General features: G+C 33.9%; 24 protein-coding genes. 10 read left to right on the forward strand and 14 right to left on the reverse strand.

Annotated elements, in window-relative coordinates:
- The first annotated feature begins 59 nt into the window (after window positions 1-59).
- The 4 genes from I5776_RS14050 to I5776_RS14065 are packed head-to-tail and all read left to right on the forward strand — an operon-like array spanning window position 60 to window position 4,168.
- Entirely contained in the window at window positions 60-1,163 is a 1,104-nt protein-coding gene (locus I5776_RS14050) for a DegT/DnrJ/EryC1/StrS family aminotransferase (protein ID WP_202777011.1), read from the forward strand.
- A gap of 1 nt (window position 1,164) precedes the next feature.
- Entirely contained in the window at window positions 1,165-2,244 is a 1,080-nt protein-coding gene (locus I5776_RS14055) for a Gfo/Idh/MocA family protein (protein WP_202777012.1), read from the forward strand.
- The gene (locus I5776_RS14060) at window positions 2,241-3,188 is read left to right on the forward strand and encodes an NAD-dependent epimerase/dehydratase family protein (RefSeq protein ID WP_202777013.1); all 948 of its coding nucleotides are present in this window, start codon (window positions 2,241-2,243) and stop codon (window positions 3,186-3,188) included. The genes I5776_RS14055 and I5776_RS14060 overlap by 4 nt, the downstream gene beginning before the upstream one ends.
- A complete protein-coding gene (locus tag I5776_RS14065; RefSeq protein ID WP_202777014.1) occupies window positions 3,185-4,168 on the forward strand; it encodes a glycosyltransferase family 4 protein in 984 nt (327 codons plus the stop codon). The genes I5776_RS14060 and I5776_RS14065 overlap by 4 nt, the downstream gene beginning before the upstream one ends.
- A gap of 81 nt (window positions 4,169-4,249) precedes the next feature.
- On the opposite strand, the gene I5776_RS14070 is transcribed toward I5776_RS14065, so the two are convergent.
- From I5776_RS14070 to mgtE, 7 genes are all read right to left on the reverse strand, one after another.
- Window positions 4,250-5,257 carry a DUF4855 domain-containing protein gene (locus I5776_RS14070; protein WP_202777015.1) on the reverse strand — a complete coding sequence of 336 codons (1,008 nt, stop codon included), beginning with the start codon at window positions 5,255-5,257 and terminating at the stop codon, window positions 4,250-4,252.
- 173 nt (window positions 5,258-5,430) lie between these two features.
- Entirely contained in the window at window positions 5,431-5,631 is a 201-nt protein-coding gene (locus I5776_RS14075) for a DUF2642 domain-containing protein (protein WP_202777016.1), read from the reverse strand.
- On the reverse strand, window positions 5,631-6,314 hold the full coding sequence (locus I5776_RS14080; protein ID WP_202777017.1) for a DUF2642 domain-containing protein: 684 nt from the start codon (window positions 6,312-6,314) through the stop codon (window positions 5,631-5,633). Before I5776_RS14080 ends, I5776_RS14075 begins: the two co-directional genes overlap by 1 nt.
- A gap of 52 nt (window positions 6,315-6,366) precedes the next feature.
- Window positions 6,367-7,656: a nucleotide sugar dehydrogenase gene (locus I5776_RS14085; RefSeq protein ID WP_246483795.1), complete on the reverse strand. Its 1,290-nt coding sequence runs from the start codon at window positions 7,654-7,656 to the stop codon at window positions 6,367-6,369.
- Between the two features lie 312 nt (window positions 7,657-7,968).
- A complete protein-coding gene (fabI, locus tag I5776_RS14090; protein WP_202777018.1) occupies window positions 7,969-8,751 on the reverse strand; it encodes an enoyl-ACP reductase FabI in 783 nt (260 codons plus the stop codon).
- Between the two features lie 129 nt (window positions 8,752-8,880).
- Window positions 8,881-10,734, reverse strand: coding sequence for a monovalent cation:proton antiporter family protein (locus I5776_RS14095; RefSeq protein ID WP_202777019.1), 1,854 nt, complete (start codon window positions 10,732-10,734; stop codon window positions 8,881-8,883).
- Between the two features lie 39 nt (window positions 10,735-10,773).
- Window positions 10,774-12,147: a magnesium transporter gene (mgtE, locus tag I5776_RS14100; protein ID WP_202777020.1), complete on the reverse strand. Its 1,374-nt coding sequence runs from the start codon at window positions 12,145-12,147 to the stop codon at window positions 10,774-10,776.
- A 161-nt stretch (window positions 12,148-12,308) separates the two neighbouring features.
- On the opposite strand from mgtE, the gene prpE reads away from it, so the two are divergent.
- Both prpE and I5776_RS14110 read left to right on the forward strand, forming a co-directional pair.
- Window positions 12,309-13,046 carry a bis(5'-nucleosyl)-tetraphosphatase PrpE gene (gene prpE, locus I5776_RS14105; RefSeq protein ID WP_202777021.1) on the forward strand — a complete coding sequence of 246 codons (738 nt, stop codon included), beginning with the start codon at window positions 12,309-12,311 and terminating at the stop codon, window positions 13,044-13,046.
- A gap of 175 nt (window positions 13,047-13,221) precedes the next feature.
- On the forward strand, window positions 13,222-14,064 hold the full coding sequence (locus I5776_RS14110; RefSeq protein ID WP_202777022.1) for a nuclease-related domain-containing protein: 843 nt from the start codon (window positions 13,222-13,224) through the stop codon (window positions 14,062-14,064).
- Between the two features lie 692 nt (window positions 14,065-14,756).
- Here I5776_RS14110 and I5776_RS14115 read toward each other — a convergent pair.
- The 3 genes from I5776_RS14115 to yjbM are packed head-to-tail and all read right to left on the reverse strand — an operon-like array spanning window position 14,757 to window position 17,124.
- Window positions 14,757-15,629: an RluA family pseudouridine synthase gene (locus I5776_RS14115; RefSeq protein ID WP_202777023.1), complete on the reverse strand. Its 873-nt coding sequence runs from the start codon at window positions 15,627-15,629 to the stop codon at window positions 14,757-14,759.
- Window positions 15,630-15,645: 16 nt separating this feature from the next.
- Window positions 15,646-16,440 carry an NAD kinase gene (locus I5776_RS14120; protein WP_202780807.1) on the reverse strand — a complete coding sequence of 265 codons (795 nt, stop codon included), beginning with the start codon at window positions 16,438-16,440 and terminating at the stop codon, window positions 15,646-15,648.
- 39 nt (window positions 16,441-16,479) lie between these two features.
- Entirely contained in the window at window positions 16,480-17,124 is a 645-nt protein-coding gene (yjbM, locus tag I5776_RS14125; RefSeq protein WP_202777024.1) for a GTP diphosphokinase, read from the reverse strand.
- 152 nt (window positions 17,125-17,276) lie between these two features.
- On the opposite strand from yjbM, the gene I5776_RS14130 reads away from it, so the two are divergent.
- The 4 genes from I5776_RS14130 (at window position 17,277) to I5776_RS14145 (ending at window position 19,919) form a co-directional block, all read left to right on the forward strand.
- Entirely contained in the window at window positions 17,277-17,894 is a 618-nt protein-coding gene (locus I5776_RS14130; protein WP_202777025.1) for a CYTH domain-containing protein, read from the forward strand.
- Window positions 17,872-18,489, forward strand: coding sequence for a lytic transglycosylase domain-containing protein (locus tag I5776_RS14135; protein WP_202777026.1), 618 nt, complete (start codon window positions 17,872-17,874; stop codon window positions 18,487-18,489). Before I5776_RS14130 ends, I5776_RS14135 begins: the two co-directional genes overlap by 23 nt.
- Window positions 18,490-18,651: 162 nt before the next feature.
- Window positions 18,652-19,053 carry a globin domain-containing protein gene (locus I5776_RS14140; RefSeq protein WP_202777027.1) on the forward strand — a complete coding sequence of 134 codons (402 nt, stop codon included), beginning with the start codon at window positions 18,652-18,654 and terminating at the stop codon, window positions 19,051-19,053.
- Window positions 19,050-19,919, forward strand: coding sequence for a ClpXP adapter SpxH family protein (locus I5776_RS14145; protein WP_246483796.1), 870 nt, complete (start codon window positions 19,050-19,052; stop codon window positions 19,917-19,919). The genes I5776_RS14140 and I5776_RS14145 overlap by 4 nt, the downstream gene beginning before the upstream one ends.
- Before the next feature lie 570 nt (window positions 19,920-20,489).
- Here I5776_RS14145 and pepF read toward each other — a convergent pair.
- The 4 genes from pepF to spxA form a co-directional block, all read right to left on the reverse strand.
- Window positions 20,490-22,307 (reverse strand): oligoendopeptidase F, encoded by a 1,818-nt coding sequence (pepF, locus tag I5776_RS14150; RefSeq protein WP_202777028.1) that lies wholly within the window; start codon window positions 22,305-22,307, stop codon window positions 20,490-20,492.
- Window positions 22,308-22,462: 155 nt separating this feature from the next.
- A complete protein-coding gene (locus I5776_RS14155) occupies window positions 22,463-23,650 on the reverse strand; it encodes a competence protein CoiA (RefSeq protein WP_202777029.1) in 1,188 nt (395 codons plus the stop codon).
- A 99-nt stretch (window positions 23,651-23,749) separates the two neighbouring features.
- Window positions 23,750-24,409: an adaptor protein MecA gene (gene mecA / locus I5776_RS14160; protein ID WP_202777030.1), complete on the reverse strand. Its 660-nt coding sequence runs from the start codon at window positions 24,407-24,409 to the stop codon at window positions 23,750-23,752.
- Between the two features lie 375 nt (window positions 24,410-24,784).
- The gene (spxA, locus tag I5776_RS14165; protein ID WP_202777031.1) at window positions 24,785-25,180 is read right to left on the reverse strand and encodes a transcriptional regulator SpxA; all 396 of its coding nucleotides are present in this window, start codon (window positions 25,178-25,180) and stop codon (window positions 24,785-24,787) included.
- Between the last annotated feature and the right edge of the window lie 305 nt (window positions 25,181-25,485).

Here is a 25,485-nt window from a genome sequence, read left to right on the forward strand (position 1 = left end):
TCTACACTCTCATAGAATGTGTTGATGACTTTTCAACATCCTATCAAAGGAGGAATATAATGCTCCACTTAATAGATTTAAAAGAACAATATCTTTCCGTAAAAAATGAAATATTGCGGGAAATAGAAAGTGTAATAGACAATGGTCAATATATTTTAGGTCCAAAGGTTAATGAATTAGAACAGCAAATAGCAAAAAAACTTGGCACATTAGATGCAATCGCTGTTGGTAATGGAACGGATGCTTTAGTTTTAACATTGGATGCTTATGGAATCGGTGTCGGGGATGAAGTAATCACCTCACCATTCACCTTTTTTGCTAGCGCTGAAGCAATATCCCGCGTAGGTGCCACACCGGTATTTGTAGACGTAGATCCAGAATCGTATAATATTGATCCTTTAAAGATTGAAGAAAAAATCACTTCTAGAACAAAGGCGATTATTCCAGTTCATTTATTTGGTCAGGCAGCTGATATGGATAAGATAATGAAAATTGCAAGGAAACATAATTTAATTGTCATTGAAGATGCCTGTCAAGCATTTGGGGCCACCTATAAAGGGACTCCAGTTGGTTCCCTAGGTGATGCCGCATGCTTTTCTTTTTTTCCTACGAAAAATCTAGGTACGCTTGGAGATGGCGGCATCATTACTACTTCCGATTTAGATTTAGCAAAACAAATTAGAAAGCTTCGCACACACGGAACAACAAAAAAGTATTTCCATGACTCCATTGGTTATAATAGTCGACTTGATGAAATACATGCCGCAATTCTATTAGTGCTTCTAAACAAAATAGATTACTGGAATAGCAAAAGAAATGACCTAGCTAAACGATATTATGAAAAACTTTCACAAACGAATAAGCTGAAGCTACCAATTGTAAAAACCGATTGCTCCCACATCTATCATCTATTTTGTGTAGGTTCGGATAATCGCGAGAAATATTTGGAGTTATTACAAGCAAATAATATTCAATCAGGAATCTATTATCCACTTTGCCTGCATTTACAAGATGTATATTCACATTTACCGTACAAGTACGGAGATTTTCCAATAGCTGAATCTCTCTCAAATACATTATTTGCACTACCGATGTCCCCTTTTCTATCTGAAAAAGACCAAAATCATGTGATTGATGTACTTTTAAATGAGGTGAAGGGATAAAGTGACTATACAATTTGGGATAATTGGTTGCGGATATATTTCAAAACGGCATATCGAGTCTTTAGCTGCTTGTAAAGATGCCAAACTCGTTGCAGTTAGTGATCTTCAGAAGGACAGAATGAAGGAAGCTGCGCTTCAATATACAAATCTTTCAAATGAACACCATCACATACATTTTTATGACAACTACACAAAAATGATAGAAAGTGATGAGGTAGATACAGTCATCATTTGTACGATTTCAGGACTTCATGCCGAAATCGCCAAAATTGCCTTAATTGCAGGTAAACATGTGATTCTAGAAAAACCAATGACATTGTCCCTTAAAGATGCAGAAGAATTGAATAAACTAGCTAAGGCAAATCGATGTAAAATAGCTATTTGCCATCAAATGCGATTTAAACCCATTATGAAGGAAATAAAACAAATCATTGATGACGGGAAAATCGGAAAACCTTATTTAGGTATCGTGTCGATTCGCTTAAACCGATCTCCCGAGTATTATGCAGCTGCACCTTGGCGTGGCGATTGGGAAAATGATGGCGGAATGCTCGTAAACCAAGGGATTCATCTAATTGATTTAATGCAATGGTTTTTAGGGGATGTAGAAAAAGTATATGGTGATATTTCCTCCTTTTCAAAGACAAAAGAGACGGAAGATATAGCACTGGGTGTCCTCACCTTTTCAAACAAAGCAAAAGGATTGATCGAAGCAAATGTGATCACTCAACCGAAGAATTTAGGATATCAACTATCAATATTCGGAGAAAAAGGATGTATTTCCTTAGAGGGACCTTCATTGAATCAATTAAGCCGATGGTATATCGTTGGTGAAGATACGGACTATAACCATCTAGAAGAACTACTGAAAGATACAAACGAACAAGTTTATATGTACGAAAACTTTATTCACTCCGTACAATATGAGGATGAAAAACTGCTAATTGATGGATATGAAGGAAAAAAGGCGTTAGAAACTATTTTTGCTATTTATCAATCATATTTAACAAAAAAGGTGATTGATCTTCCATTAAAAAACTTTTCTACAGCAAATATGAAAACTGAAGGAGGATCGGAATGAATTTCGGTAAGATTTTGATTACTGGTGGTGCGGGGTTCTTAGGATCACAATTAGTACAGAAAATGCTTCCCTTATCCGATCATATTTATATAATCGATGACCTTTCTACAGGTAATCGATCGTCATTACCTAAAGATTCAAAAATAACGTTTTATCATGGCAGTATTACAAACGAAGATATTTTAGATGAGGTGCTTCCGGAAGTAGATTACATTTTTCATTTAGCATGTAAAAACCTTGTCCTATCCTATAATAACATACGGGATGATTTCGAAACCAATCTATATGGTGGGGTATTTTTACTTCAAAAATCACAGAACTTATCACCAAAATTAAAACGATTTGTTTATACGTCAACAGCATCTGTCTATGGGAATGCAACATACCTGCCCACTCCTGAATCCTATTACAATATTAAACTTCCCTATTCAGCCAGTAAATTTTCAACTGAACATTATTGCCATGTATACCACCATATATATAATTTACCAGTTACCATACTCCGTTTATCTAATGTGTATGGTCCAGGTCAATTAATAAGCAATCCGTATTGCGGAGTCGTGGCGAAATTTTTCGAATCAGCTACAAGTGGAGAACCAATGACCATTTTCGGAGATGGAAAGCAAACTAGGGATTTCACATACATCGATGATGCCCTAGAAGCGATCGTATTAGTTGCTACGCAAAATAAAGCAATTGGGCAAGTATATAACGTAAGTACCGGAAAAGAAACAAGTGTAATTGAGCTTGCTGAAGTAATTAGCGCAATTTGTGATTTAAAACAAGCAGATCTCCAATTTGCAGCAAAAAGAGATATTGATGTTGTTCAAAGGAGATGTCTGAATAACAATAAATTAATTGATATAGGTTGGAAATGTACGAATGATATACACTCCGGTCTAACTAAAACATTTGCATGGTTAAAACGAGGTGAAACAGGATGAAAATTTTTCATGGGACAGTGGAAATCGCTGGTCAAATGGGGATTTTAAGTGATGCTTTGCAAAAAAAAGGCCACTATTCGATTGGTTACAATACCCATTATTCGTATTTAGGTTATGAAGATCACCTCATAAATACGAATTTTGATTACCTTTCAGAAAAACAGGATGAGATTATAGAATACTTCGACATTTTTCATTTTCACTATGCCAAAACATTAAATCCTTCTTTTGAAGATCTGCCTCTCTTACAAGCAAAAAATAAAAAAATGCTGATGCATCACTGGGGAAATGATGTTAGGTTCCATGACATGGCAAAAGTTAATAACCCGTATGTAAATACGTGGGATTCCCCCTCCAATGATGTAATAGATTGGGTGTTAACTAAGCTATCTACTCATATAAAAGAAGCAATCGTGCAAGATTACGAAGTCTATGAGTATGTAAAGAATTATTATGATAAAGTTCATGTCGTACCTATTGCCATTGATTTAAGTCAATTCACCCCACGTTTCCCACTAGTTACGAAGGAAAAACCATTAATTTTACACGCGCCAACAAATCCTTATTTTAAAGGAACGGCTTCTATAGAAGCTGTTATAGAAGAACTGCGGAAAACCTATAATTTTGATTATAAAAGAATTGAAGGAATGAATCATAAAGAAGTTATTAAGCTTTATGAGGAAGCAGATATTATTATTGATCAAGTTCTTTGCGGATCATACGGACTATTAAGTGTAGAGTCTATGGCACTTGGTAAACCAGTTGTTACTTTTATACGTCCCGATCTCGTCAGTACTTTCCCTGAAGATTTACCAATCGTCAATGCAAATCCAGATAATCTATATGATCAAGTAAAATTATTATTAGACAATCCAATTTTGCGGCAACAATTAGGCATACTTGGAAGAGAGTATGTTTCAAGAGTACATGATCATCATATTGTTGCCGATCAGCTTCTAGCTATTTATACTCAGCTATGATAATTTATGAACACAAAAAAAGCATCCTGATTTGTGAGAAGAAGCTCTTACAAACAGGATGCTTTTTTCATTACGAAAATACTAATAGGAAATTCCGGTATATGGATAATGTTGATATGTTTTCTTTATAAAGGAGTAGATTTGTATATATGCTACAAGATCGTTGTTGAGGATCATCTTCATTGTTTGACTTGGAAATTGAAAGACTACTAAACTATTATTCATATATCCATGGCTTATTCCTAAATTCAAATAGTCATATATATGGGTATCATTAAATAATTTGCCTTTGCCATAAATAATTTGCATACCCGTATGATAATGACTAGCAAAAGCTGTACTATTTTTAATCCAGTTGATATCTATATTGGTATTTCCATAATAGTTTGGATTGGCACAAGCGGCATCAAATTTGAAATCACTCCATTCCACACATCCTGAAGATCCGTAAGTAAATAACCATAGTGCGAGGAAGCCGCGATTATGGATATAATCATTTGTTTCTTTTACTAAATTTTCATCACTTGCATTAATGGAACTTCTTTGCCACACGAATCCTTTAAATGATAATGCATCATGCAGATGAGTTTCTTTTTCCCATCGCATAATAAAACTGTCAATCCACCATTGGATTGCCTTTATTTGATCAGTCTCGTTAGTGAAATCTAACTTGTTCCCCAGAACTACTCCGAAGTTTTCTTGTAACGGATTAGGATAAGGAATCGTAACCCAAATATCAGTTTTGTCCCCAACCCTCGTATTTTGTGCTAATGCGCTTAAATTAACATTTTCCTTAAATAAATGATCAATTGCCAGTTGCCAATCATTATTTCTGGCTGGCTTTCCAATCCCTGAGTGCATGACCTGGATATAATAATCTTTCCTCATTTGAATGGGATTAAATATAAATGCACGAAACATTGTATCAACTGGTTTTCCATCAATAAAATAATATTGATAATATTCTAGGTCTTCTTTTGACCAGTCAATCGTATCAACTTCAGATAAGTCCCCGCAAGGTAATACACATATATGGTTTTGAATAGAAAGTTCCTCGGCAGTTAGATAGCCAGTTGGCGTATTTGACATAGTTATTGTCTCCTTTACTTACACTTTTAACATTCGTTATGAAAACAGCATCTCTATATATAGAGTATGTATGTCAATGTTCAACCGTGCAGCTACCCTATGCCCTATTTTTATTAAACACAAAAAATCATTCCGAAAACAGAATGATTTTTTTAAATGATATGTTTTGAAATTTAAAGAATACGAACAAAGTTTATTTCGTCTATTGAAAAATTCGTATGCTTCTTTGAATTGTAATCGACCAATTCAACAATTGTAACATGTTTACCTTTTACTTCTTCCAATAATCCATCAATAACATCCCTATTCGTATTAATTTCTATATCTGATCCAATATAGGATGCTAGTTCATTAATAAAATATTCTTGTGGCATTAGTCTTCCCTCCCTGATAAGTCATAAACTGATACAATTCGGTTAAAAGGGATAAGGATAGTGTATCCAACGATAATATAATCCTGTTCGACCGATAATAATCTCCCGGAAATACTGCCTGATGATGTTTCTATTTGTACTTGTTGATCAACCAATGAGTTTAATTCTTTCTTCAATTCACTTACATTTACACGATCTTTACTGGCTAAGTTATCAATACTGGATAATCCATCATTTGCTTCTTGTACTCCGTTTTTATCAATTGTTTCTACTAATGTATTCATTTCATTTCTGCTGTTTAAAAAATTGGCTACCACCGATTTAACAACTTGTAATTTATCATTTTTAAATATTTTTGCTATATCACTAAAGCCTATTTTACCGTCTAAAATATTCGCTATATTTTGTTTATTCACAGGTAATTTCTCATTCGTCATTTTTTCAAATAATACTTTTACTTCATTTTTCCTTTTTAAAAATCTCTCTATTATTTGTTGATCAACTTGGAATTCCTCTATTTTAGAAGTGATTGATGTAGTTTGTATTTGGGGTAGTTTCCAAGGAAATGCCTCGAATCCTTGGGAAATATTACTATTAATTTGGCTAGTGATTTGATTAGTTATTGTTTTTAATTCATTTCGAACGGTTTGAAACGTATCTTTTAATATCAGATTATTCTCCATACTTCACCATTGTCCTTTCTCAATTATTCTACTTGATCCTCTTACATTTGAGTTATACTAGTAATCCATTTCCTAACTGTTTGATATTCCCTTTATTTAATGAATCATCCATGTATACAGCTCGTGTATCAAAGATTGCTTTAGCATTTTCAGCGAATAATTCAGCAGGAATATTGGTATGATCCGTTAAAATAAGAACGATATCATTTTCGCTTATTATTTGAGGATCTAAGGCAATGCTTTGTTTTCTTTCACCATTGATTTCTACTTCTGGAACAAATGGATCATGATAAGTAACTTGTGCTTCTTTTTCGACTAATTGTGTGAAAATATCAATCGCCCGTGAATCTCTTATATCACCTATATCTTTTTTGTAAGTCAATCCATAAATTAGGACAGAAGGTTTTTCCTTTTCTGCAATCTCAAATGTACGACGAACGATAAATTCAACGATTTCTTTATTCATTTGATCGGATAAATGTATAAACTGGCTGGATAAACCTTTTTGTTTCATGATAAATTGTAAGTAAAGGGGATCTACAGGAATGCAATGTCCACTAATCCCCGGCCCTGGATAAAAAGGATGGTATCCATAAGGTTTCGTACTCGCTGCATTAATTACCTCCCAAAGATTCACATCTATTTCATTACACATCATCGCCATTTCATTAATAAAAGAGATGTTTACAAATCGGTAGGTATTTTCTAATAGCTTAGTAAATTCCGCTGCCTCTGTAGATGAAACGGGAACTACATCACTATATATCTTCGTATACAGTTCAACTGCTTTATCTTTGCAATCCGCTGTTATTCCCCCAACTACTTTTGGTGTATTTTCTAATTCAAATTGTTTATTACCTGGATCCACTCTTTCTGGAGAATAAGCGAGGTGGAAATCCCGACCGACGAACAGACCACTTTTTTCAAGTATTGGTTTTACAATATCCCTTGTCGTTCCAGGATAAGTTGAGCTTTCTAATACGATTAATTGTCCTTTTTTAATCCTCTTCTGAATCATTTCTGCTGCTGATTCTACGTAATTTAAATTAGGAGATTTGTCATGTTTTAATGGCGTTGGAACACAAATAATAATAACATCTACTTTTTCAAGGACTTCGTTCTTCGAAGTAGCACTAAACTGATTTGACCCAAGAGCATTTACTAATGTTTCATCGCTAATATCGGAAATATAGCTTTTCCCATTCTTTATGGATGAAATTTTTTTGTCATCTATATCTAAACCAATTACCTTAAATCCCTTTGAAACTAATAGCATCGCTAATGGAAGCCCTACAAACCCTAAACCGATTACTGCTACTTTTGGTGTTTTGTCTTGTATCACTTTGTTGCCCCTTTCTAAAAATGTTCTTTTACAAATTATGTTCGATAATTTATTTCGAAAGGTACAATTCACTATTTTTATTGAACTTCTACCAAAAACCAATATTTGTACTATTTTTGATAGGAATATTGCTTGATTTACATTAAAAAGAAAAACTATGCTCCTTTAAGATATGAAAAAAATAAGAATAAGTAAGTGCGATAGTCACTATGTCGACCATCTAATTTAAAATGGACAGCATTTAATTGAAGGAAAATAAAAAGTCTCATTTCCAATGAAATGAGACTTTCTTTTATGCTGAGTTGGTAATGATTAATAGCCTATTACATGATAGCCTGAATCAACATGGATGTTTTCTCCAGTAATTCCTCTAGACATATCACTGAAAAGGAATACAGCTGTATCTCCTACTTCTTCTGGTGTTGTACAACGACGAAGCGGTGACTTTTCCTCTACTTCTTTCAAAATTGTGTTAAAATCACTAACACCTTTTGCAGAAAGGGTACGTATCGGTCCTGCTGAAATCGAATTTACACGTATGCCATATTGACCAAGATTACTCGCTAAATATTTTACACTTGCTTCTAAAGATGCTTTCGCAACTCCCATCACGTTGTAGTTCGTCATTACACGCTCGCCACCGAGGTAGGATAAAGTAATAAAACTTCCTCCCTCAGCCATTAATTCTAAATTTTTCACTTCTTTAGCGATTGCGGAAAGTGAATATGCGCTAATATTTTGCGCCAATAAAAATCCTTCACGTGTAACATTCAAATACTCACCACTGAGCTCCTCTTTATTCGCAAAAGCTACACAATGAGCGATCCCATGAATAGTGCCAACTTCTTCTTTAATTTTGCTGAAACATGTATGGATTTGTTCATCGCTTGTTACATCACATTGAAGAATAATGGAATTATTCGTTTCAAGGGTTTCAACTAACTGTTTTACACTTTTTTCCGTACGTTCACGGCCATATGTGAAAATTAAGCGTGCTCCCGCCGCATGAAGTGAGCGAGCAATCCCCCACGCAATACTGCGTTTATTCGCAACTCCCATGACAACAAAAGTTTTACCTTGTAAAGAAAGATTCATAATTTATTTTCCTCCTAGAATGGATTATGTATAAGTTTATCAGAAGTTATTAGTACTAGGTACTAAATCTTTAGTACCTAGTGCTAATTTTACATGATTCATTCTTTTATTAATAGTCTATTTTTAAATTTAACACCACTCACAGAATTCTAGTTCACGTTTAAGTTCATCGACATATTCTGTTGAACCTGTAACAATTAACCGATCATTTATATGGAGCTCTGTATCACCGTGAGGAATAATCGATTCACCGCCTCGGAAAATTCTGACGAAAATAACATCACCTGTGAAAGGAAATTTCCGAAGAGTCATCCCTTCAAATTGATTATTTAACATGTTTATCTCAAAAAGCGAATTTTCCTGATTGGTTAATATTCTCATGACCGCTGGTGACTCGATAAGTGATCGTAGTAATGCTTGAGTAGATAGAAGCGTTGAAAATACTTCCACATCATTTTCACGAACTTGTTCTTGTAATTGTGGTGACTCTATACGGGCAATAACTCTGTCCACTTTGCGATTCTTTGCTTCAACTGCCAATGGTGTATTGGTTTCTTCGTCACCGGTCATAAATACTATAATATCCGATGCAAAGATTCCCTCATCTTCCAATGTTACTACTTCATAATCATTTATTTCTTTTACTTTAAAAAGAGAATTAGCAATTTGTTTATCCGCTTTGTCCAGTTTCGTATGATACAGTGTGACATCATATAATTTCGGACTTAATTCTCTTGTAACGGGTAATGTAAGTTGATTTGCTCCCACTAAAGAAACTTTTCTCTTTCTTTCTTGTAAATTTTCTCTTGGAAACAATTTTCTAAATAAAATTGGTGTAATGATACATGTAATAACCGCCACTAAAATGAACATTCCACTCATTTCTTGTGTAATTGCCCCAATACGTTCAGCGATTTTTGCTGCAGCAATAACCAGTGATAAAGTTGAAGTAAGCAAAAAAGCCGATGAGACAACAGTCTTAGTGTCATACCATTTTTTTAGTAAGAAAACCGGTATGAATTTCGATAATAAAAAGGCAATAATGAGCAACGGAATTAAAATTAATAATTTTTTATCACTAAACAATGACCATAGATCAAGATCAACACCAACCATGACAAAGAAAATAGGAATTAAAAATCCATATCCGAAAGAATCAAGCTGCCGTACCATTTCTGGATTTGGTGCTAATAACGAAACTAATGTTCCAGCCAAAAATGCTCCTAATATATTCTCTGCACCGACTGATTCGGATAAAGCAACAAGAACAAGAATTAATGTAAATACAGCACGTGTCCCAATTTGTGTCGTACCTCTTGAAAGCTTTTCAAAAAAGGACTTTTGCTTAAATCGTTTGGCAATGAAATAAAGTATAACCCCTGCTGCAAATAAAATTAGGATTAGCCACATATTTCCTTCACCGCCACCTGTTAATGACACATAAACGGTTAACAGAATCATCGTTATAAGATCAGCTATGACGGCGATGAGAAGAATGATTTGTCCAATAGCTGTTTTCATGATGTGAGCGTCCTTCAATGTCGGAACGACTACACCTAGCGAGATGGTAGAAATAATTAATGTTAATAAAAATACATCGTCTACTAAACCGGCAAAGACGAATAAGTAAGAAAGTAGTACAGATAAAATGAGTATTCCAATAAAGATTACGATTGCAACCTTTAATCGGTTTGGTTCTTTTTTTCCATTAGGCAGAGTGGCATCCTTTTTTCCCCCAGAAAAAGCGGAAAAGTCAATTTCGACTCCACTTAAAAACATAAGAAAAATAAATCCTAATGTAGATAATGTTTGTAGCCACATATCCTTTTCAATTAAATCAAAGCCACTTTTCCCAATGATCAATCCAACGATAATTTCACCTATTACAACTGGTATAACATTAAGCTTAAAGCGATGTAATAAAAGTGGCGTAAGAAATGCAGCAATAACTACTATAACAACAGACGTAAGTGATCCTTCCATAGTTCCTCCCCTTTTTTAATAACGATATTTCAAATTTCTTTAAATTAAATGGTTCATAAATAAATTGGCCATTCCAAAATATATTAGGATTGAGATAATGTCATTTATTGTCGTAATAAATGGACCTGATGCTACCGCAGGGTCAATATTTAGTTTATCCATAAGAAGTGGAATTAACGAACCTGACATAGTAGCTACAACTAATGATGCCAATATTGATATCCCTACCAATAAACCAAGAAATAGTTCCCCTTTCCATACATACACGATAATCATAATCAAAATACCACATGTAGCCCCAGTAATAAATCCTGTCCCTGCTTCCCTAAGAATGAGCTTCCATTTACTCTCTTCATTCACATCTCCCGTAGCAATTCCTCTTACGGCTACAGCTAATGCCTGTGTCCCTGTATTACCTGCCATTCCACCAATTAACGGGATAAAAACTGCCAATAATGCTACTTGTTTCAGTGTATCTTCAAAACGACCAATTAGACTCGCTGTAAACATGCCTAAAAAAAGGAGGACAATAAGCCAAGGCAATCTCTTTTTGGCAGCTGAAAATGGGCTTTTACTTGGTGAATCCATATCGGAAACTGCAGCAAGCTTAGAGTAATCCTCGGAAGCCTCTTCATCAATGACATCCACGATATCATCGATCGTTATAATCCCCAATAAATGTCGTTGGAAATCAACTACAGGAATAGCTAAGAAATTATAATCCTTCATTCTTCTGGCGATATCTTCCTGATCATCACTAACGGATACATACACGACCCGATCATTCATAATTTCCGTAATCATCGTATCGTCTTCTTCAATAATTAAGTCACGAAGTGAAAGAACGCCGACAAGCCTTTTCTCTTCGTCAATGACATATAGATAATAGATCATTTCCGCTTTGGCAGCTTCATTCTTTAAAATAAACATAGCTGATCGTACGGTTTGACTTGCTTCAATCGCGACATATTCGGTTGTCATGATGCTTCCTGCGGTGTATTCTTCATAATGAAGCAAATCTTTAATTTCTTGAGCTTCACCCTGATCCATCATCGTCAGATAACTTGCAACCTGATCTTTTTCTAGAATATTTAACACATCGACCGCATTGTCCGTAAACATATAAGAAAGGACATCTGCCGCATATTGTGGTAGCATTTCAGACAATAATTTTCGATATTCCTCATCTTCGATTTCTAGTTGTTCAAACAGAAATGCCATTTCCTTCGGAGACAAAAAATAATAAACTTGTTTTCTATGTACCGGATCAATTTCAATAAAAAACCGAGCTTGATCATAGGGATGTAAGCTGAGAAATTCATCACGAAAATTATGAATATCTTTATTTTCTAATGCGGTGTTCAATAATATCTGTTGATGAAGTTTTTTTTGATCTTCTAGATTTTCACCCAACGTTCATCACCTTCGTTTCTAAAATTACATAATACATATCCTAACAAAACTTTATTCATTTGTATTGTAATTTGAATATGTTTCTTACGTTAGTTTTCCACATATTTATTTAAAATATATTTAAAATAATAGTAATCACTATAGTATGGAAAGGATACAAAATGAAAATAGACATTATTGGAGATATTCATGGCTGTTATGATGAATTTGTTCGTTTAGTGACTGCTTTGGGATATAGGTTTGAAAATGATATTCCGATTCATCCGGATCATCGAATAGTAGGATTTGTTGGTGATCTTACCGATCGCGGTCCACAATCTCTGAAAGTCATTGAAACTGTATGGAGGCTTCGACAGAAAAATCTTGCCTATTATGTTCCCGGAAATCATTGCAATAAACTTTACCGATATTTTTTAGGGAGAAATGTACAAATTACACATGGTTTAGAAACAACCGTTGCTGAGCTTAAAGCCTGCACTGGAAAAGAAGAAAATCATTATAAAAAAATGTTCATGCAATTATACGAAGAGGCACCGCTGTATCAAATAATCGATAAAAAAAATCTAATCATTGCACACGCAGGAATTCGTGAAGATTATATTGGATTGTCCAATAAAAGTGTCAAAACGTTTGTATTGTATGGAGATATAACTGGAGAAAAGCATGAGGATGGCTCACCGGTAAGACGTGACTGGGCTAAAAATTATAATGGCGATGCATGGATAGTCTATGGACATACACCTGTTCAGAAACCTAGATTTGTCGGAAAAACTGTCAATATTGATACCGGGGCAGTATTCGGAGGAAAGTTAACAGCACTACGCTATCCTGAAATGGAGACCGTTTCTGTCGATTCTTCCATGCCGTATGTGGAAGGGAAATTTAGGAGTTTTGAGTAATAATATGCGTGTGGCTAACTTGCCTCACGTTTTTGTTGTTTGAACTTATTACTTTATTATTGAAAATGTAGGCAGAATATATTAAAATTTCAAAAAGAAAGTAGGTGATGAAATTATTATAAAACATCGTAAAGAACCAGTTGATTTAAACGTTTTAAACTATTTACATCCTCGAATGGGTCTATCTGCAAAAGATAAGCTTTACTTATTAAACCTTCAAAAAGGCTTCCTAGGTGAGAAGCAGTTTGATAAATTATTATCAACTCTCTCAAATGATTGGACTATACTTAATGACCTACATCTTGAAGCAAACAACACTTCCTTTCAAATTGATAGTTTTGGCCTCCACTCTGAATCTTCCTATATCTTTGAAATAAAAAATTATGAAGGGGACTTCTATGTTGAAAATGAATCTTGGTATTCTGTGTCAGGAAATGAAATCAGTAATCCGTTTCAACAATTAAAACGAACTGAATCCCTTTTCCGCAGATTTCTAAAAAATCATAGCTTTCATTATACAGTTGAACCCTATCTTATTTTTATCAATCCAGAATTCCACTTATATAATGCTCCACGAAATCCTCAAATAATTTTTCCTAACCAACTTAATCGATTTATGGAAAAATTAAAGAAGAAATCTGCCACTAGGACAAAAAATCATTTGAAATTAATTGAAAAACTATTGTCATGTCAAGTACAGGGCTTACCGTATAGGAATTTACCTAAATACAGTTTTAATGACTTAAAAAAAGGAATTCCCTGTTCGGAGTGCCAGTCTTTTTATGCTAGTTTTCTAAGAAAAAATTTAGCATGCAGTCATTGTGGTCACAAAGAGGATGTTACTTGCGCTGTTATACGAAGCATAGAGGAATTTAAGATCCTATTTCCCGAGGCGAAAATTACCAGCATGATCATACATGAATGGTGCAAGATCATTCCTTTACAAACGATTCAGAGGATTTTATCAAAAAACTTTAAACTCTTTGGGCATGGCAAGAGTGCATTTTATGTGAAATAAAGCTCCTCATAATTGCGATTGAAATTGAGGCTTTTATTTATATCATAAGTACGTTTTGATGTTGATATTTAGATCTTTTTGTTTTATCTATATCATACGCCGGTTTTGATATTGATATTTAGATCTTATTTGTTTTATCTATGTCATACGCCGGTTTTGATATTGATATTTGGATCTTTTTTGACTTATCTATGTCATACGCCGGTTTTGATATTAATATTTAGATCTTTTTTGATTTATCTATGTCATACGCCGGTTTTGATATTGATATTCGGATTTTTTTTGATTTATCTATATCATACGCCGGTTTTGATATTGATATTTGGATCTTTTTTGATTTATCTATGTCATACGCCGGTTTTGATATTGATATTTAGATTTTCTTTGTTTTATCTATGTCATACTACGGTTTTGATATTGATATTTAGATCTTTTTTGATTTATCTATGTCATATACGGTTTTGATATTGATATTTTGGATTTTCTTTACTTTATCTATTTCATACGTCCGCCTTGATATGGATATTTTAGATTTTTCTCGTTTTATCTATATCATTCAGAATATGATTTCGATTTTTAGAGTCTTCATCGTTTAAATCTATATCAAACTAGGTACATGCATTTTACAAAAAGGAACTTAAAACACCATAGCAAAAAATGGACTTTAGCCTCTTATACTAAAGTCCATTACTTCACACTTCAAACGGAAAATCACTATGAAAAGTCATTTCTTTGCCCGTTGTTGGATGATAGAAAATAAGATTGCTGCAGTGCAAGGCTTGACGTTCATACTTATCAGTACTTCCACCGTAAAGATCGTCACCTAAAAGGGGGTGACCAGCATAAGACATATGTACACGAATTTGATGTGTTCTTCCTGTATCCAGTGACAATTGGATATGACAAAACTTCGAACAACGTTTTAATACGTGATAATGTGTACGTGCAGCTTTTCCATCTGTTCTTACTTCCCTTTCAATAATACTTGAATCTTTACGGCCAATCGGTGCATCAATAGTTCCGGAATCATTGCTTAAAATGCCTTCCACTAATGCCTCGTAAGTACGTTTAATCATTCTTTTTTGCTGCATTTTACTTAACAAATGATGGATGTATCGATGTTTCGCTACTAGAACTAATCCTGAAGTGTTTCTATCCAAACGTGTAACGATATGAACGGTAGCATCAATAGATTTTTTTTGATAATACCCGATTAGCGCATTGGCAAGACTTCCATTCGGATGCTCTCTTGAAGGGATTGTATTCATAAATGCAGGTTTATCTATCACTAATAAATCTTTATCCTCAAAGATAATATGAATCGGAATATCCTCTCCAACTAACGATTCACTGCTTTTTTCAGGTGGAAAAGTAACCTCGAGCCGATCACCGCATTTTAATTGATATAGAACATTTTCTTCACGCTCGTTGACCATTATTTGTCCGCCAGCAAATTTAATATCAGTTAACGCTCTTCGTGAAATTTCTTTCTCACTTAAAAATTGTTTAATAATCTTATCTTCATCTTTTTGAGTGATTTTCCATTGCAAGGAATAAGAAGCCATTCGTGCTCCCTCTCTTTTAGTCTGAAATAAATGAATCATGAACCCGTTTCCAAAACGGGAAAGGGCGAAATCGTGCAAAACGAATCTTCTCATCTGCCACACGGAATTGGATCGATTTCACATCTTTATGTAGCAATGTAAGATGATCGATAGTGATCATGAAATCTTGTTCGCGAACAGGCTTAAGTGTACATGTATGATGCCCTGGAAAAATCAATGGTGATCCGATTGTTCTAAATACTTTATTATTAATGGAAGCCATTTCCGCTAATTGAATCGCCTTTATTGAAGGATGAATGATTGCTCCACCTAATGCTTTATTATAAGCTGTACTTCCGGTCGGAGTTGAAAGACATAATCCATCTCCTCGGAAGCGTTCAAAATGTTGACCACGAACGTCAATATCCATGACCAATGTGCCTTCCACACATTTTACCGTTGACTCGTTCAATGCTAAATACCTAGTTTCTTTGCCACCATGCTGATAACGAATGATCACTTCAAGAAGAGGGTACTCAACAACCTGATATGGTGTTTTTGCTATTGCAATAACAAGCTTTTCGATTTCTTCCGGTACCCAATCTGCATAGAAACCAAGATGGCCAGTATGAACTCCTACAAAAGCGGTTTTGTCTAATCTTGAACTGTAGCGGTGAAAGGCGTATAGCAATGTTCCATCCCCACCAACTGAAATGACGATATCCGGTTTTGCCTCGTCGTACTCTAGTCCAAAATCCTGTAAATATGTACGTATTTTATGCATCAATGTATTCGACTTTGCATTTCCTTTTGATGTAATCGAAAATTTCAAGTTCATTCACCTTCTCCCATATATTTGATTCATGATTTATTAATTCTTTTTTCTCGCATTTTTATGTTGTTCTTTATTTTTTGTAAAATAAACTTGTGCCTCTTGAATTTCTTCCCGAATTTCAGACATTTCTTCATCCAATAGGAAAGCTGCTTCTGCGGCACGTTGTAGACGCATTTTAATGTCCTCAGGAAACTGTCCACGATATTTATAATTTAGTGAGTGCTCAATTGTCGCCCAAAAATTCATTGCAAGTGTGCGAATTTGAATTTCACATAGAAGCTTTTTTTCTCCATGAATTGTTTGAACAGGATATTCGATAACTACATGATAGGAGCGATATCCACTTGGTTTATTATTTGAAATATAATCCCGTTCCTCAATAATTTTAAAATCATTTCGCATTCTTAATAGCTCGACTACTTTTTTAATATCATCAACAAATTGACACATCATCCTAAGTCCAGCGATATCCTGCATTTGGGTTTCTAATTGATCGAGCGGGATTTCTTTTTGTGTTGCTTTATCTAAAATACTAACAATCGGTTTCACGCGTCCGGTTACAAATTCAATTGGAGAGTGGATATGCTCCTGCTCGAATTGGGTACGCATCCCTTTTAATTTAATTTTCAATTCATCCACAGCTTGTTTATAAGGAGCTAAAAATTGATCCCAATGGTTCACTAACAATCACCTCTAACTAACAAATCAGGAGTAGAAATTTACCTAATCATAAATCCATTTCCATTTTACCATAATTCTTGATTGCTAATGCAAGACTACAACTGATAAAATGCAAACAGTGAATAAAGGAAAAAAGGGAGCGATAATAAACTATGGCCAGTGTTATTGAAATAGAATTAAAAAATTTAGTAACTCAAGAAGAATTCATCCGAATCAAAAATGAATTTTCACTTACGGAAAATCTTTTTATTGAACAAATCAATCATTATTTTGACTCCCCCACCTTTCAATTAAAACAATTAGGATGTGCACTGCGAATTCGAAAGAAAAAGAATCAATATGAACTTACACTAAAATCACCTGCAGAGATTGGCTTATTAGAAACCAATGAAAAAATCAATGAACAACTAGCCAATCAATTGATCACGTCAGGGGAACTGCCTGAAGGAGAAGTAAAAAATAAATTACGACAATTAAGCCTTCCGTTAGACAACATCAACTATTTTGGATCTTTAACAACGAACAGAGCTGAAATAAATTATAAAGATGGATTACTTGTTTTTGACATTAGTTCCTATTTAAATAAAAGAGATTTTGAGATAGAATATGAAGTAGCAGATAGAATTATAGGGGAAAGAATTTTCCAAGAGCTAATGAACCAATTAAATATACCTATTCGTGAAACTGAAAATAAAATTGTCAGGTTTTATAACGCAAAAAAACAATACTTAAGTGGGGAAAAAACGAATGACAACAGTGAATCAAATTAAAACATTACTTGAATTGCAGGCACTTCAAAGTTTTTCAAATGCACCTAGCTCCCAATCATCGGACACAAGTTCTCTTTTTCAGCAATTACTAGCGACTGCCATGCAAAGTTCCATTAATGGAAAAACAGAAAGTAGTACAAGCACTTTAAATAATACATTAAATCAAACTTTGCCAGTGAATTTTAATTTTCCAATGAATTTGAAACCAGTCAATGTCCCAAAAGATCTTGATTCAATTATTCAAAAGGCGAGTGAAAAATACAATGTACCTGCAAAATTGATTAAATCGGTTATTCAACACGAATCCAGCTTTAATTCTAATGCAGTTAGTAGTGCTGGCGCATCGGGTCTTATGCAATTAATGCCTTCTACAGCAAGTAGCCTGGGCGTGACGGATGTTTTTGATCCGGAACAAAATATATTTGCCGGCAGTAAATATTTAAAAAACATGCTTGACCGCTATGATGGAGATATCAAACTGGCACTCGCTGCTTATAATGCAGGGCCGGGAAATGTCGATCGTTACGGAGGAATTCCACCATTTAAGGAAACGCAAAATTATGTAAAAAACATTTCGAGCTCATTCTATGGATAAACGTTATTCGAAAGAATAACGTTTTTTTTAATATATTCACTGGGATAATATTCATTGTTTTGCAAAATATAATCATTGAAAAGGCTATTTGTTTGAGTTATTGGACGTTCACCTGCTAAAATGAAAATACACAATAAAAATCTTTTTAAAGGAGCTTTTCATATGGTAGAGAAACGCATAGTACCGTATGAGGTAATCGGGGAAAAAACACTGCACCAACTCGTCGATGCATTTTATTCGAGAGTCGCGAAACATCCCGATTTAATCCCAATATTTCCAAAGGACTTATCCGAAGTCGCGAAAAAACAAAAAATGTTTTTAACACAATACTTGGGTGGGCCTCAATTATATACAAATGCCTATGGTCATCCGATGATGCGTGCACGTCATCTTCCACATGAAATAACACCAAAAAGAGCAAAAGCATGGTTATCATGTATGAGTGAAGCAATGGATGAAATAAAATTAGAAGGAACGATACGAGAAGAGTTTTTTTCTAGATTAGTTTTGACAGCAAGGCATATGGTAAATACTCCAGATGAATTAACAGGTGAAAAAAATTGAAAGACAATCTAGTTTCAAATTACCATTGCTTTTGTAATTCTGATAAAAAGCCACTAGAAATATATATGTTTGTTGATCCATTATGTCCAGAATGTTGGGCATTGGAGCCAATTATTAAAAAATTACAGCTAGAATTTGGACAATATTTTCGATTGAAACATGTTTTAAGCAGTAGCTTAACAAGATTAAATATTAATTCTAAAAAAATTGATTCCATCGCGCAGCTTTGGGAAAAAACTGCTACAAGAACAGGGATGTCTTGTGACGGAAACCTTTGGTTTGATAATCCAATTACTGCTCCATATATAACGTCTATTGCAATCAAAGCTGCTGAATTGCAGGGAAGAAGAGCAGGAATTCGATTTTTAAGAAAAATACAAGAGCTTCTATTTTTAGAGAAGCAAAATGTATCAAACTTAGATGTTCTTGTTGAATGTGCAAATAGTATTAACTTGGATACTGAGGAATTTTTAAATGATATTCATTCTGAGAGTGCAGCGAAAGCCTTCCAATGTGACTTAAAAATTTTATCGGAAATGGAAGTCAATGAATTCCCTTCTCTCGTTTTCTTTAATGAGAATATTGAAGATGAGGGGTTAAAAATCACAGGGCTTTATGAATACAACGTATACGTGCAAATTATTCAAGAAATGCTTGGTACTAAAACAAAGCCTAATCCTTTACCACCATTAGAACAATTTTTAAAAATATATAAATTGGTTGCTTCAAAAGAAATTGCCATCGTTTATGATATGTCGATAACGGAGGTAGAGAAAAAATTAAAAAAATGGGTGTTGCAACAAAAGGTGAAAGCAATCCCCGGAAAACACGGTACTTTTTGGAAGTATATTGAAAATGAGGACTAATATTTGAGAAGGGTATAGTTTAATGCTATATCCTTTTTTTGTTCCAATTGAGTAGGAGAAGTTGTTATTATTCGAATCATTATAAGAAAAAGGCCTTGCAACAGCAAGACCTTTTTCAACACGAACAAAGGGGATGGGAGAAATTTTTCACGGTCAAACAAAGGGGTATATGTTTGTTTGTGATCAACTTCACGTCCCTACTATAGCATGATTTTACTTGTATGTGCAAGTGTATGTTAAGAGCTTCACAATATTGTCAAAAACGAGTGATATTTTGTCTGATAAATACATAAATATTTAATAGTCAGGTTTTTATGGAAGGAGTATTTCTATGCAAAAGTTTGTTTTTCCAATTTTTCTTTTTGTCATCCTCCTTGCTTTTTGTGTAAACATTCTTGGGCTAATGAAGCTCCTTCCAATTTTCATTACCTCCCCTATGTTATTTCTGATACTGTTCATTTTTGTTCTTTATTTAAACAGGAAAAACCATTTTCGCGGTTTTAAATAAGTTTTATTCAAAGAAAAAGGGTCCAGCGAAGTTGCTCGACCCTTTTCAAATTTTATTGAATACTATGATAATAAGCTTTCAAGTTCATTTAATTTCTCTTCAAATACTTTAAGTGCTTCTTCAACTGGACTTGACGATGTCATATCCACGCCCGCCTTTTTCAATACTTCAATTGGGTAATCAGAACTTCCGGCCGACAAGAACCCGATATAGCGTTCAACAGCAGGTTTTCCTTCTTCAAGAATTTGCGCACTTAGTGCAGTCGCCGCACTAAATCCTGTTGCATATTGATAAACATAATAATTGTAGTAGAAGTGAGGTATTCTGGACCACTCCAAACCAATTTGTTCATCTATAACAATATCCTCTTCCCCAAAATATTTTTTATTTAGATCATAATATTCTTTCGTTAATAATTCTGCAGTTAATGCTTCACCGTTTTGTTCTTTTTGGTGAATTAAATGCTCGAATTCGGCAAACATCGTTTGACGGAAAACGGTTCCGCGGAATCCCTCTAAATAATGGTTTAATAAATAAATTCTTTTCTTTTCATCATCAATCGTTTTAAGCAAATAATCATTTAATAAAGCCTCATTACATGTAGATGCAACTTCCGCTACAAATATCGAGTAATCACCATAGGTAAACGGTTGGTTTTTCCTCGTATAATAACTGTGAACACTATGGCCAAACTCATGTGCTAAAGTAAAAAGATTATTTACATTATCTTGCCAGTTCATCAAAATATACGGATTTGTACCATATGCACCAGATGAATAGGCCCCACTTCTTTTTCCTTTATTTTCAACAACATCTACCCAGCGATTTTCAAAGCCTTCTTTCAAAATGTCTAAATATTCTTCACCAAGCGGTGCAAGGCCTTTTAGAACCATCTCTTTTGCATCATTATAAGGAATTTTCATTTCCACATCTTTTACTAGTGGAGTATATAGATCATACATATGCAATTCCTTAACCCCAAGAACTTTTTTACGAAGTTTAATGTATTTGTGTAGAAGATGGAGATTTTTATTAACCGTGTCCACAAGATTATCGTAAACACTTTCGGGAATATTGTTTGCTGAAAGTGCAGCATGTCTTGCAGAATCATATTTACGAACTTTTGCATTGAAATTATCCCTTTTCACTTGCCCGCTTAATGTACTAGCAAACGTATTTCGAAAATTCCCATATGTTTCATACACTTTCTCAAATGCTTCTTTTCTTACTCTTTGGTCTGAGCTCTCTAAAAATCGAGAGTAGCGCCCATGAGTAATTTGAACTTCTTCTCCATCCTCGTCTTTAATAGATGGAAATTCAAGATCAGCATTATTCAGCATTCCAAATGTATTACTGGATGCATCCATTACTTCAGAAGCTTGAGCAAGCAGTGCTTCTTGATCAGCAGATAGAACATGTGGACGCTGAAGATTTAATTGTTCTAATACGTGCTTATACAATTTCAACTCGCTTTTTTCATCAATAAAGCCATTTAATTTATTTTCTTCAATCGACAATATTTCAGGTACTAAATAGGCAAATACACTGCCAGCCTCCGCTAATAAACTTCTCATTTTGCTTTCTTGACCTTGATAAAAGGAATTTCCGGTATCTTGATCATTGCGCATATGGGCGTATGTATACAACTTTCCTAATCTTTCGGATATTTCATCTTGAAATTTCAGTGCCTCATATAATTGATCAGCACTTTCTCCTAGCTTCCCTTTGAATTGGTCAGCTTTTGGTAATAATATCTTTACATCTTTAAATTCCTTCGCCCATACATCATCGCTTGGAAATATATCTTCCAATCTCCAAGTTAACTCTTCAGTCACTTCATTACGATTGGGAAGTGATTTAGTAGATGTTCCAGTAGTCATTATTTTTTTCCTCCATTCTTTTTAGAAGCTATTTTTCAATAAACATTAAGCGTACACTTTCGGTGTCCATCTTAAAATTGGAGCTTTAATAAACAAAATTTTTCCATTCTTTTTTATTTTAATTAAATTTACGACTTCCTGCAAATAATAATTACTCATTTATAAAATGTATTCATAAATTCGATTTCCATACGTGCAGCTTCCTCTATATTGTTTGGAAAGGGCATTGATTTATTCATAGTAAACCTCCCTTTTAGGGTCTCCTCTAGAAGACCAAATTTAGAAAGGATTTTTAAATAATGATAAATCATTTGCTTTAAAAAGCTTATATTTACTAAAGGAAACCTCCTTAACTGGATGTCATTATTCGAAACCCGTTCTTCAAATTTCCTTACCACCATAGCAAAAGTTGTTTCATCCCCTCTATTTAAATGCCTAAAACTATCACTCCATATAAAATATTGCCAAATTGCGGCATGCGTTTTGCAAATTTCCATAAAATTAACGGGAATTCCGATCAAAGGAGGGAATAAAATTGGTGAGTGTCTATTGTAGTATGCTGTGGCAAGAAATGAATCTTTTAAATTTGGAGCGTAGATGATTTTATTTTGGAGCATATTTTTCTTTTCATGGAACCAAAAGTTCCAATCAAAATTATTTTTATTACTTTTTGGTAAATGGAGTGGAAAATCAAGTGAAGATAATGGATAGGAAATCTGTTGACCAAAAACTTTCCTAATCGAAATAGGTGAGATATGCGATATGATGGTCAATTCCTTGGATTGAGGCAAATAGCTGTAAATATGCATTCCATTTGTAGAATTATACTGTGCTAAAGACCATTGGAAGTCTGATAGCTTAAATACATTATCAATTTGCGTATATTTTTTTTGGTATGGTTCACCACCAATTAACCAAATTGGAACAATATCAATTGTGGAATAACCTTTCGTCCGCTTTTCTATTTCTTCTATCGAAATTGATGAACATTGAAACTCAATAGCATACTTTTTCCCGTTCTTCTGAACATATAAATCAGGGCGTTGTTTTATTTTCGGGAGAAATTTTTCCATTTCAACAGGTAACTGTTGGTTTCTTAACCAATTATACAAATCAATTTTCCCTTGTAAATGGCGTTCACTTTCAGGTTCTGAGCTTGCACATATAGTATTTGACTTATGTGAGAAATGAGGTATCTTAATGTTGCCAATCTTCACAATCACTTCACTGTGACATTGAGGACAGTAAAAAGACGTTTCCCCTCTTATTTTCATTAGCTTTTCCTTTCTTTCCGGATACAACAAGCAATACCTTTCACCGTTTTTTGTAATAGCCGTAAGCATTTCTTCACCTCCCTTCTAAATAATTCAATTAGACAACTGATTTATCCTGCTTCAATAGACAAAAAAATACCAATTTCATTAAGAAATCGGCATTCACATTTATTTAAAATATTTTTGTATCGTTTCGAATACATCGCGCTCGATAATTGTATTTCCATACTCCTGGAGACGATGCACGGTAAAAGACGACTCTTCTCCGTATTCAAGCAAAATACTTAAAACATTATCAATTTCCTCTTCTTCAAACACTTCCTCAGGAAATTCAACATATAAATAATATTTATTATTATATGTTAAAAGCTTAGTTATGATATCTTCTAGTCCGGATTGCTTAGATAAAGAAATGACATCTTCGAAATCCTTGAAGGTAAGCATAAATTCTAATATGTCTTCGTCTTCTTCCTGAAGATTCTTTGATTGAAAATGTTCATCTAGAAATTCTTCAATTCGGTCATTAATCGGTAATTCCTTAAGCTTCTCTTCTGAAATCGGCAGTTCAAAACGCTGTCCGTCTTTAGACAATTGGGCTTTTGTAACTAGTACTTCAAGCCCTTTATCTAAAGCCTGAACCTGAATCCACAATGGGCCTTCTGGAACAAATTCTTCTTCGTGATGAATTTCATCCATCATTTCCCAAAAAAGTTCCTCGCTTCTTTCACGATCATACCAAATTTCTTCACGATTAAAGCCTCTTTCTTCTATATCAACGTAAGAAATATAAAACTTAACTGTATTTTCATTAATACGTTCGATTTCCATACATCAACTCTCCCTTCTATTTGAAAGTTATGAAGGGACCTGTTCCCCCATATAAGGCTAAGTGTATGCTAACCTACTTTTGTAAAAAGTGTAGAAATTTCATAATAAATAATATTCTACTCTTGTACTTCTATTTTATGATAAAAAGTGGATAATTGGAAACAAAAACTCTTCCCAATTTCAATTTCCACTAATACCCATAGGCTGTTTTCTCAAATTAAACTTATTGTTTTGCTCATTTTAGCGGATATACACCAAACATTCAAGACTAAATTTTCAGTAAACAAATTTATATCCTTGAAACAAAACGCCCCCATTCCAATCAAAGCTGGTATGAAGGCGTTTTGTATTACCTATTTTTATTTATGAAAAATGTTAATTAACAAGTTTTTGAGCTTCAAGTAATTGATATGAACGAACTTTTCGAGGTAAGAAACGACGAATTTCATCTTCATTATAACCGACTTGCAAACGTTTTTCGTCAACCATAATTGGACGTCTAAGTAGTCCTGGATTTTTTTGAATTAAATTATATAATTTTTGTAATGGATACGTATCTAAATCAACATTTAACTTTTGGAAAGTTTTTGAGCGTGTAGAAATGATTTCATCCGTACCATCCTCAGTCATTCTTAGTATTTCTTTTATTTCATCTAAACTTAAAGGTTCAGAAAAAATATTTCGTTCTTTATATTGAATATTATTTTCCTCAAGCCAAGCTCTTGCTTTCCTACATGATGTACAACTAGGTGAAGTGTATAATGTTACCATTTATCATTCACACTCCTTATCTATAATTTTAGTTATCATAATCCTTCAAGGATTAATTATTTAAATTAAAATTACTTTAAATAAAAAATCTATATTATGTATTATACACTATTTGTACAACAATGAATATAGTTTTTCTAAAAATGAGTCCATCCATTTATAAAAATGGCAACACTGTGACGTTAGACTTATAGTCTATTTACCCCTATTGCCAAACTTAAAACCTCTTTTTTCCTTTATTTTTTGCCCCCCTTTACGCCCAAATTTGCTTAAATGATTATCAATCTCAATTGTCTTTTTGATTC

It is taken from the genome of Heyndrickxia vini, from assembly GCF_016772275.1.
Taxonomy (GTDB): Bacteria; Bacillota; Bacilli; order Bacillales; family Bacillaceae_C; genus Heyndrickxia; species Heyndrickxia vini.

What these genes read in the sequence shown, in the direction of transcription:
- I5776_RS14130 (WP_202777025.1), top strand. Translation starts at nt 17,277, where the DNA reads ATGGCCAGTGTTATTGAAATAGAATTAAAAAATTTAGTAACTCAAGAA.
- I5776_RS14115 (WP_202777023.1), bottom strand. Translation starts at nt 15,629, where the DNA reads ATGGCTTCTTATTCCTTGCAATGGAAAATCACTCAAAAAGATGAAGAT.
- I5776_RS14065 (WP_202777014.1), top strand. Translation starts at nt 3,185, where the DNA reads ATGAAAATTTTTCATGGGACAGTGGAAATCGCTGGTCAAATGGGGATT.
- prpE (WP_202777021.1), top strand. Translation starts at nt 12,309, where the DNA reads ATGAAAATAGACATTATTGGAGATATTCATGGCTGTTATGATGAATTT.
- I5776_RS14050 (WP_202777011.1), top strand. Translation starts at nt 60, where the DNA reads ATGCTCCACTTAATAGATTTAAAAGAACAATATCTTTCCGTAAAAAAT.
- I5776_RS14140 (WP_202777027.1), top strand. Translation starts at nt 18,652, where the DNA reads ATGGTAGAGAAACGCATAGTACCGTATGAGGTAATCGGGGAAAAAACA.
- I5776_RS14080 (WP_202777017.1), bottom strand. Translation starts at nt 6,314, where the DNA reads ATGGAGAATAATCTGATATTAAAAGATACGTTTCAAACCGTTCGAAAT.
- I5776_RS14095 (WP_202777019.1), bottom strand. Translation starts at nt 10,734, where the DNA reads ATGGAAGGATCACTTACGTCTGTTGTTATAGTAGTTATTGCTGCATTT.
- I5776_RS14070 (WP_202777015.1), bottom strand. Translation starts at nt 5,257, where the DNA reads ATGTCAAATACGCCAACTGGCTATCTAACTGCCGAGGAACTTTCTATT.
- I5776_RS14155 (WP_202777029.1), bottom strand. Translation starts at nt 23,650, where the DNA reads ATGCTTACGGCTATTACAAAAAACGGTGAAAGGTATTGCTTGTTGTAT.
- I5776_RS14135 (WP_202777026.1), top strand. Translation starts at nt 17,872, where the DNA reads ATGACAACAGTGAATCAAATTAAAACATTACTTGAATTGCAGGCACTT.
- I5776_RS14075 (WP_202777016.1), bottom strand. Translation starts at nt 5,631, where the DNA reads ATGCCACAAGAATATTTTATTAATGAACTAGCATCCTATATTGGATCA.
- fabI (WP_202777018.1), bottom strand. Translation starts at nt 8,751, where the DNA reads ATGAATCTTTCTTTACAAGGTAAAACTTTTGTTGTCATGGGAGTTGCG.
- pepF (WP_202777028.1), bottom strand. Translation starts at nt 22,307, where the DNA reads ATGACTACTGGAACATCTACTAAATCACTTCCCAATCGTAATGAAGTG.
- I5776_RS14060 (WP_202777013.1), top strand. Translation starts at nt 2,241, where the DNA reads ATGAATTTCGGTAAGATTTTGATTACTGGTGGTGCGGGGTTCTTAGGA.
- mecA (WP_202777030.1), bottom strand. Translation starts at nt 24,409, where the DNA reads ATGGAAATCGAACGTATTAATGAAAATACAGTTAAGTTTTATATTTCT.
- I5776_RS14110 (WP_202777022.1), top strand. Translation starts at nt 13,222, where the DNA reads ATGGGTCTATCTGCAAAAGATAAGCTTTACTTATTAAACCTTCAAAAA.
- spxA (WP_202777031.1), bottom strand. Translation starts at nt 25,180, where the DNA reads ATGGTAACATTATACACTTCACCTAGTTGTACATCATGTAGGAAAGCA.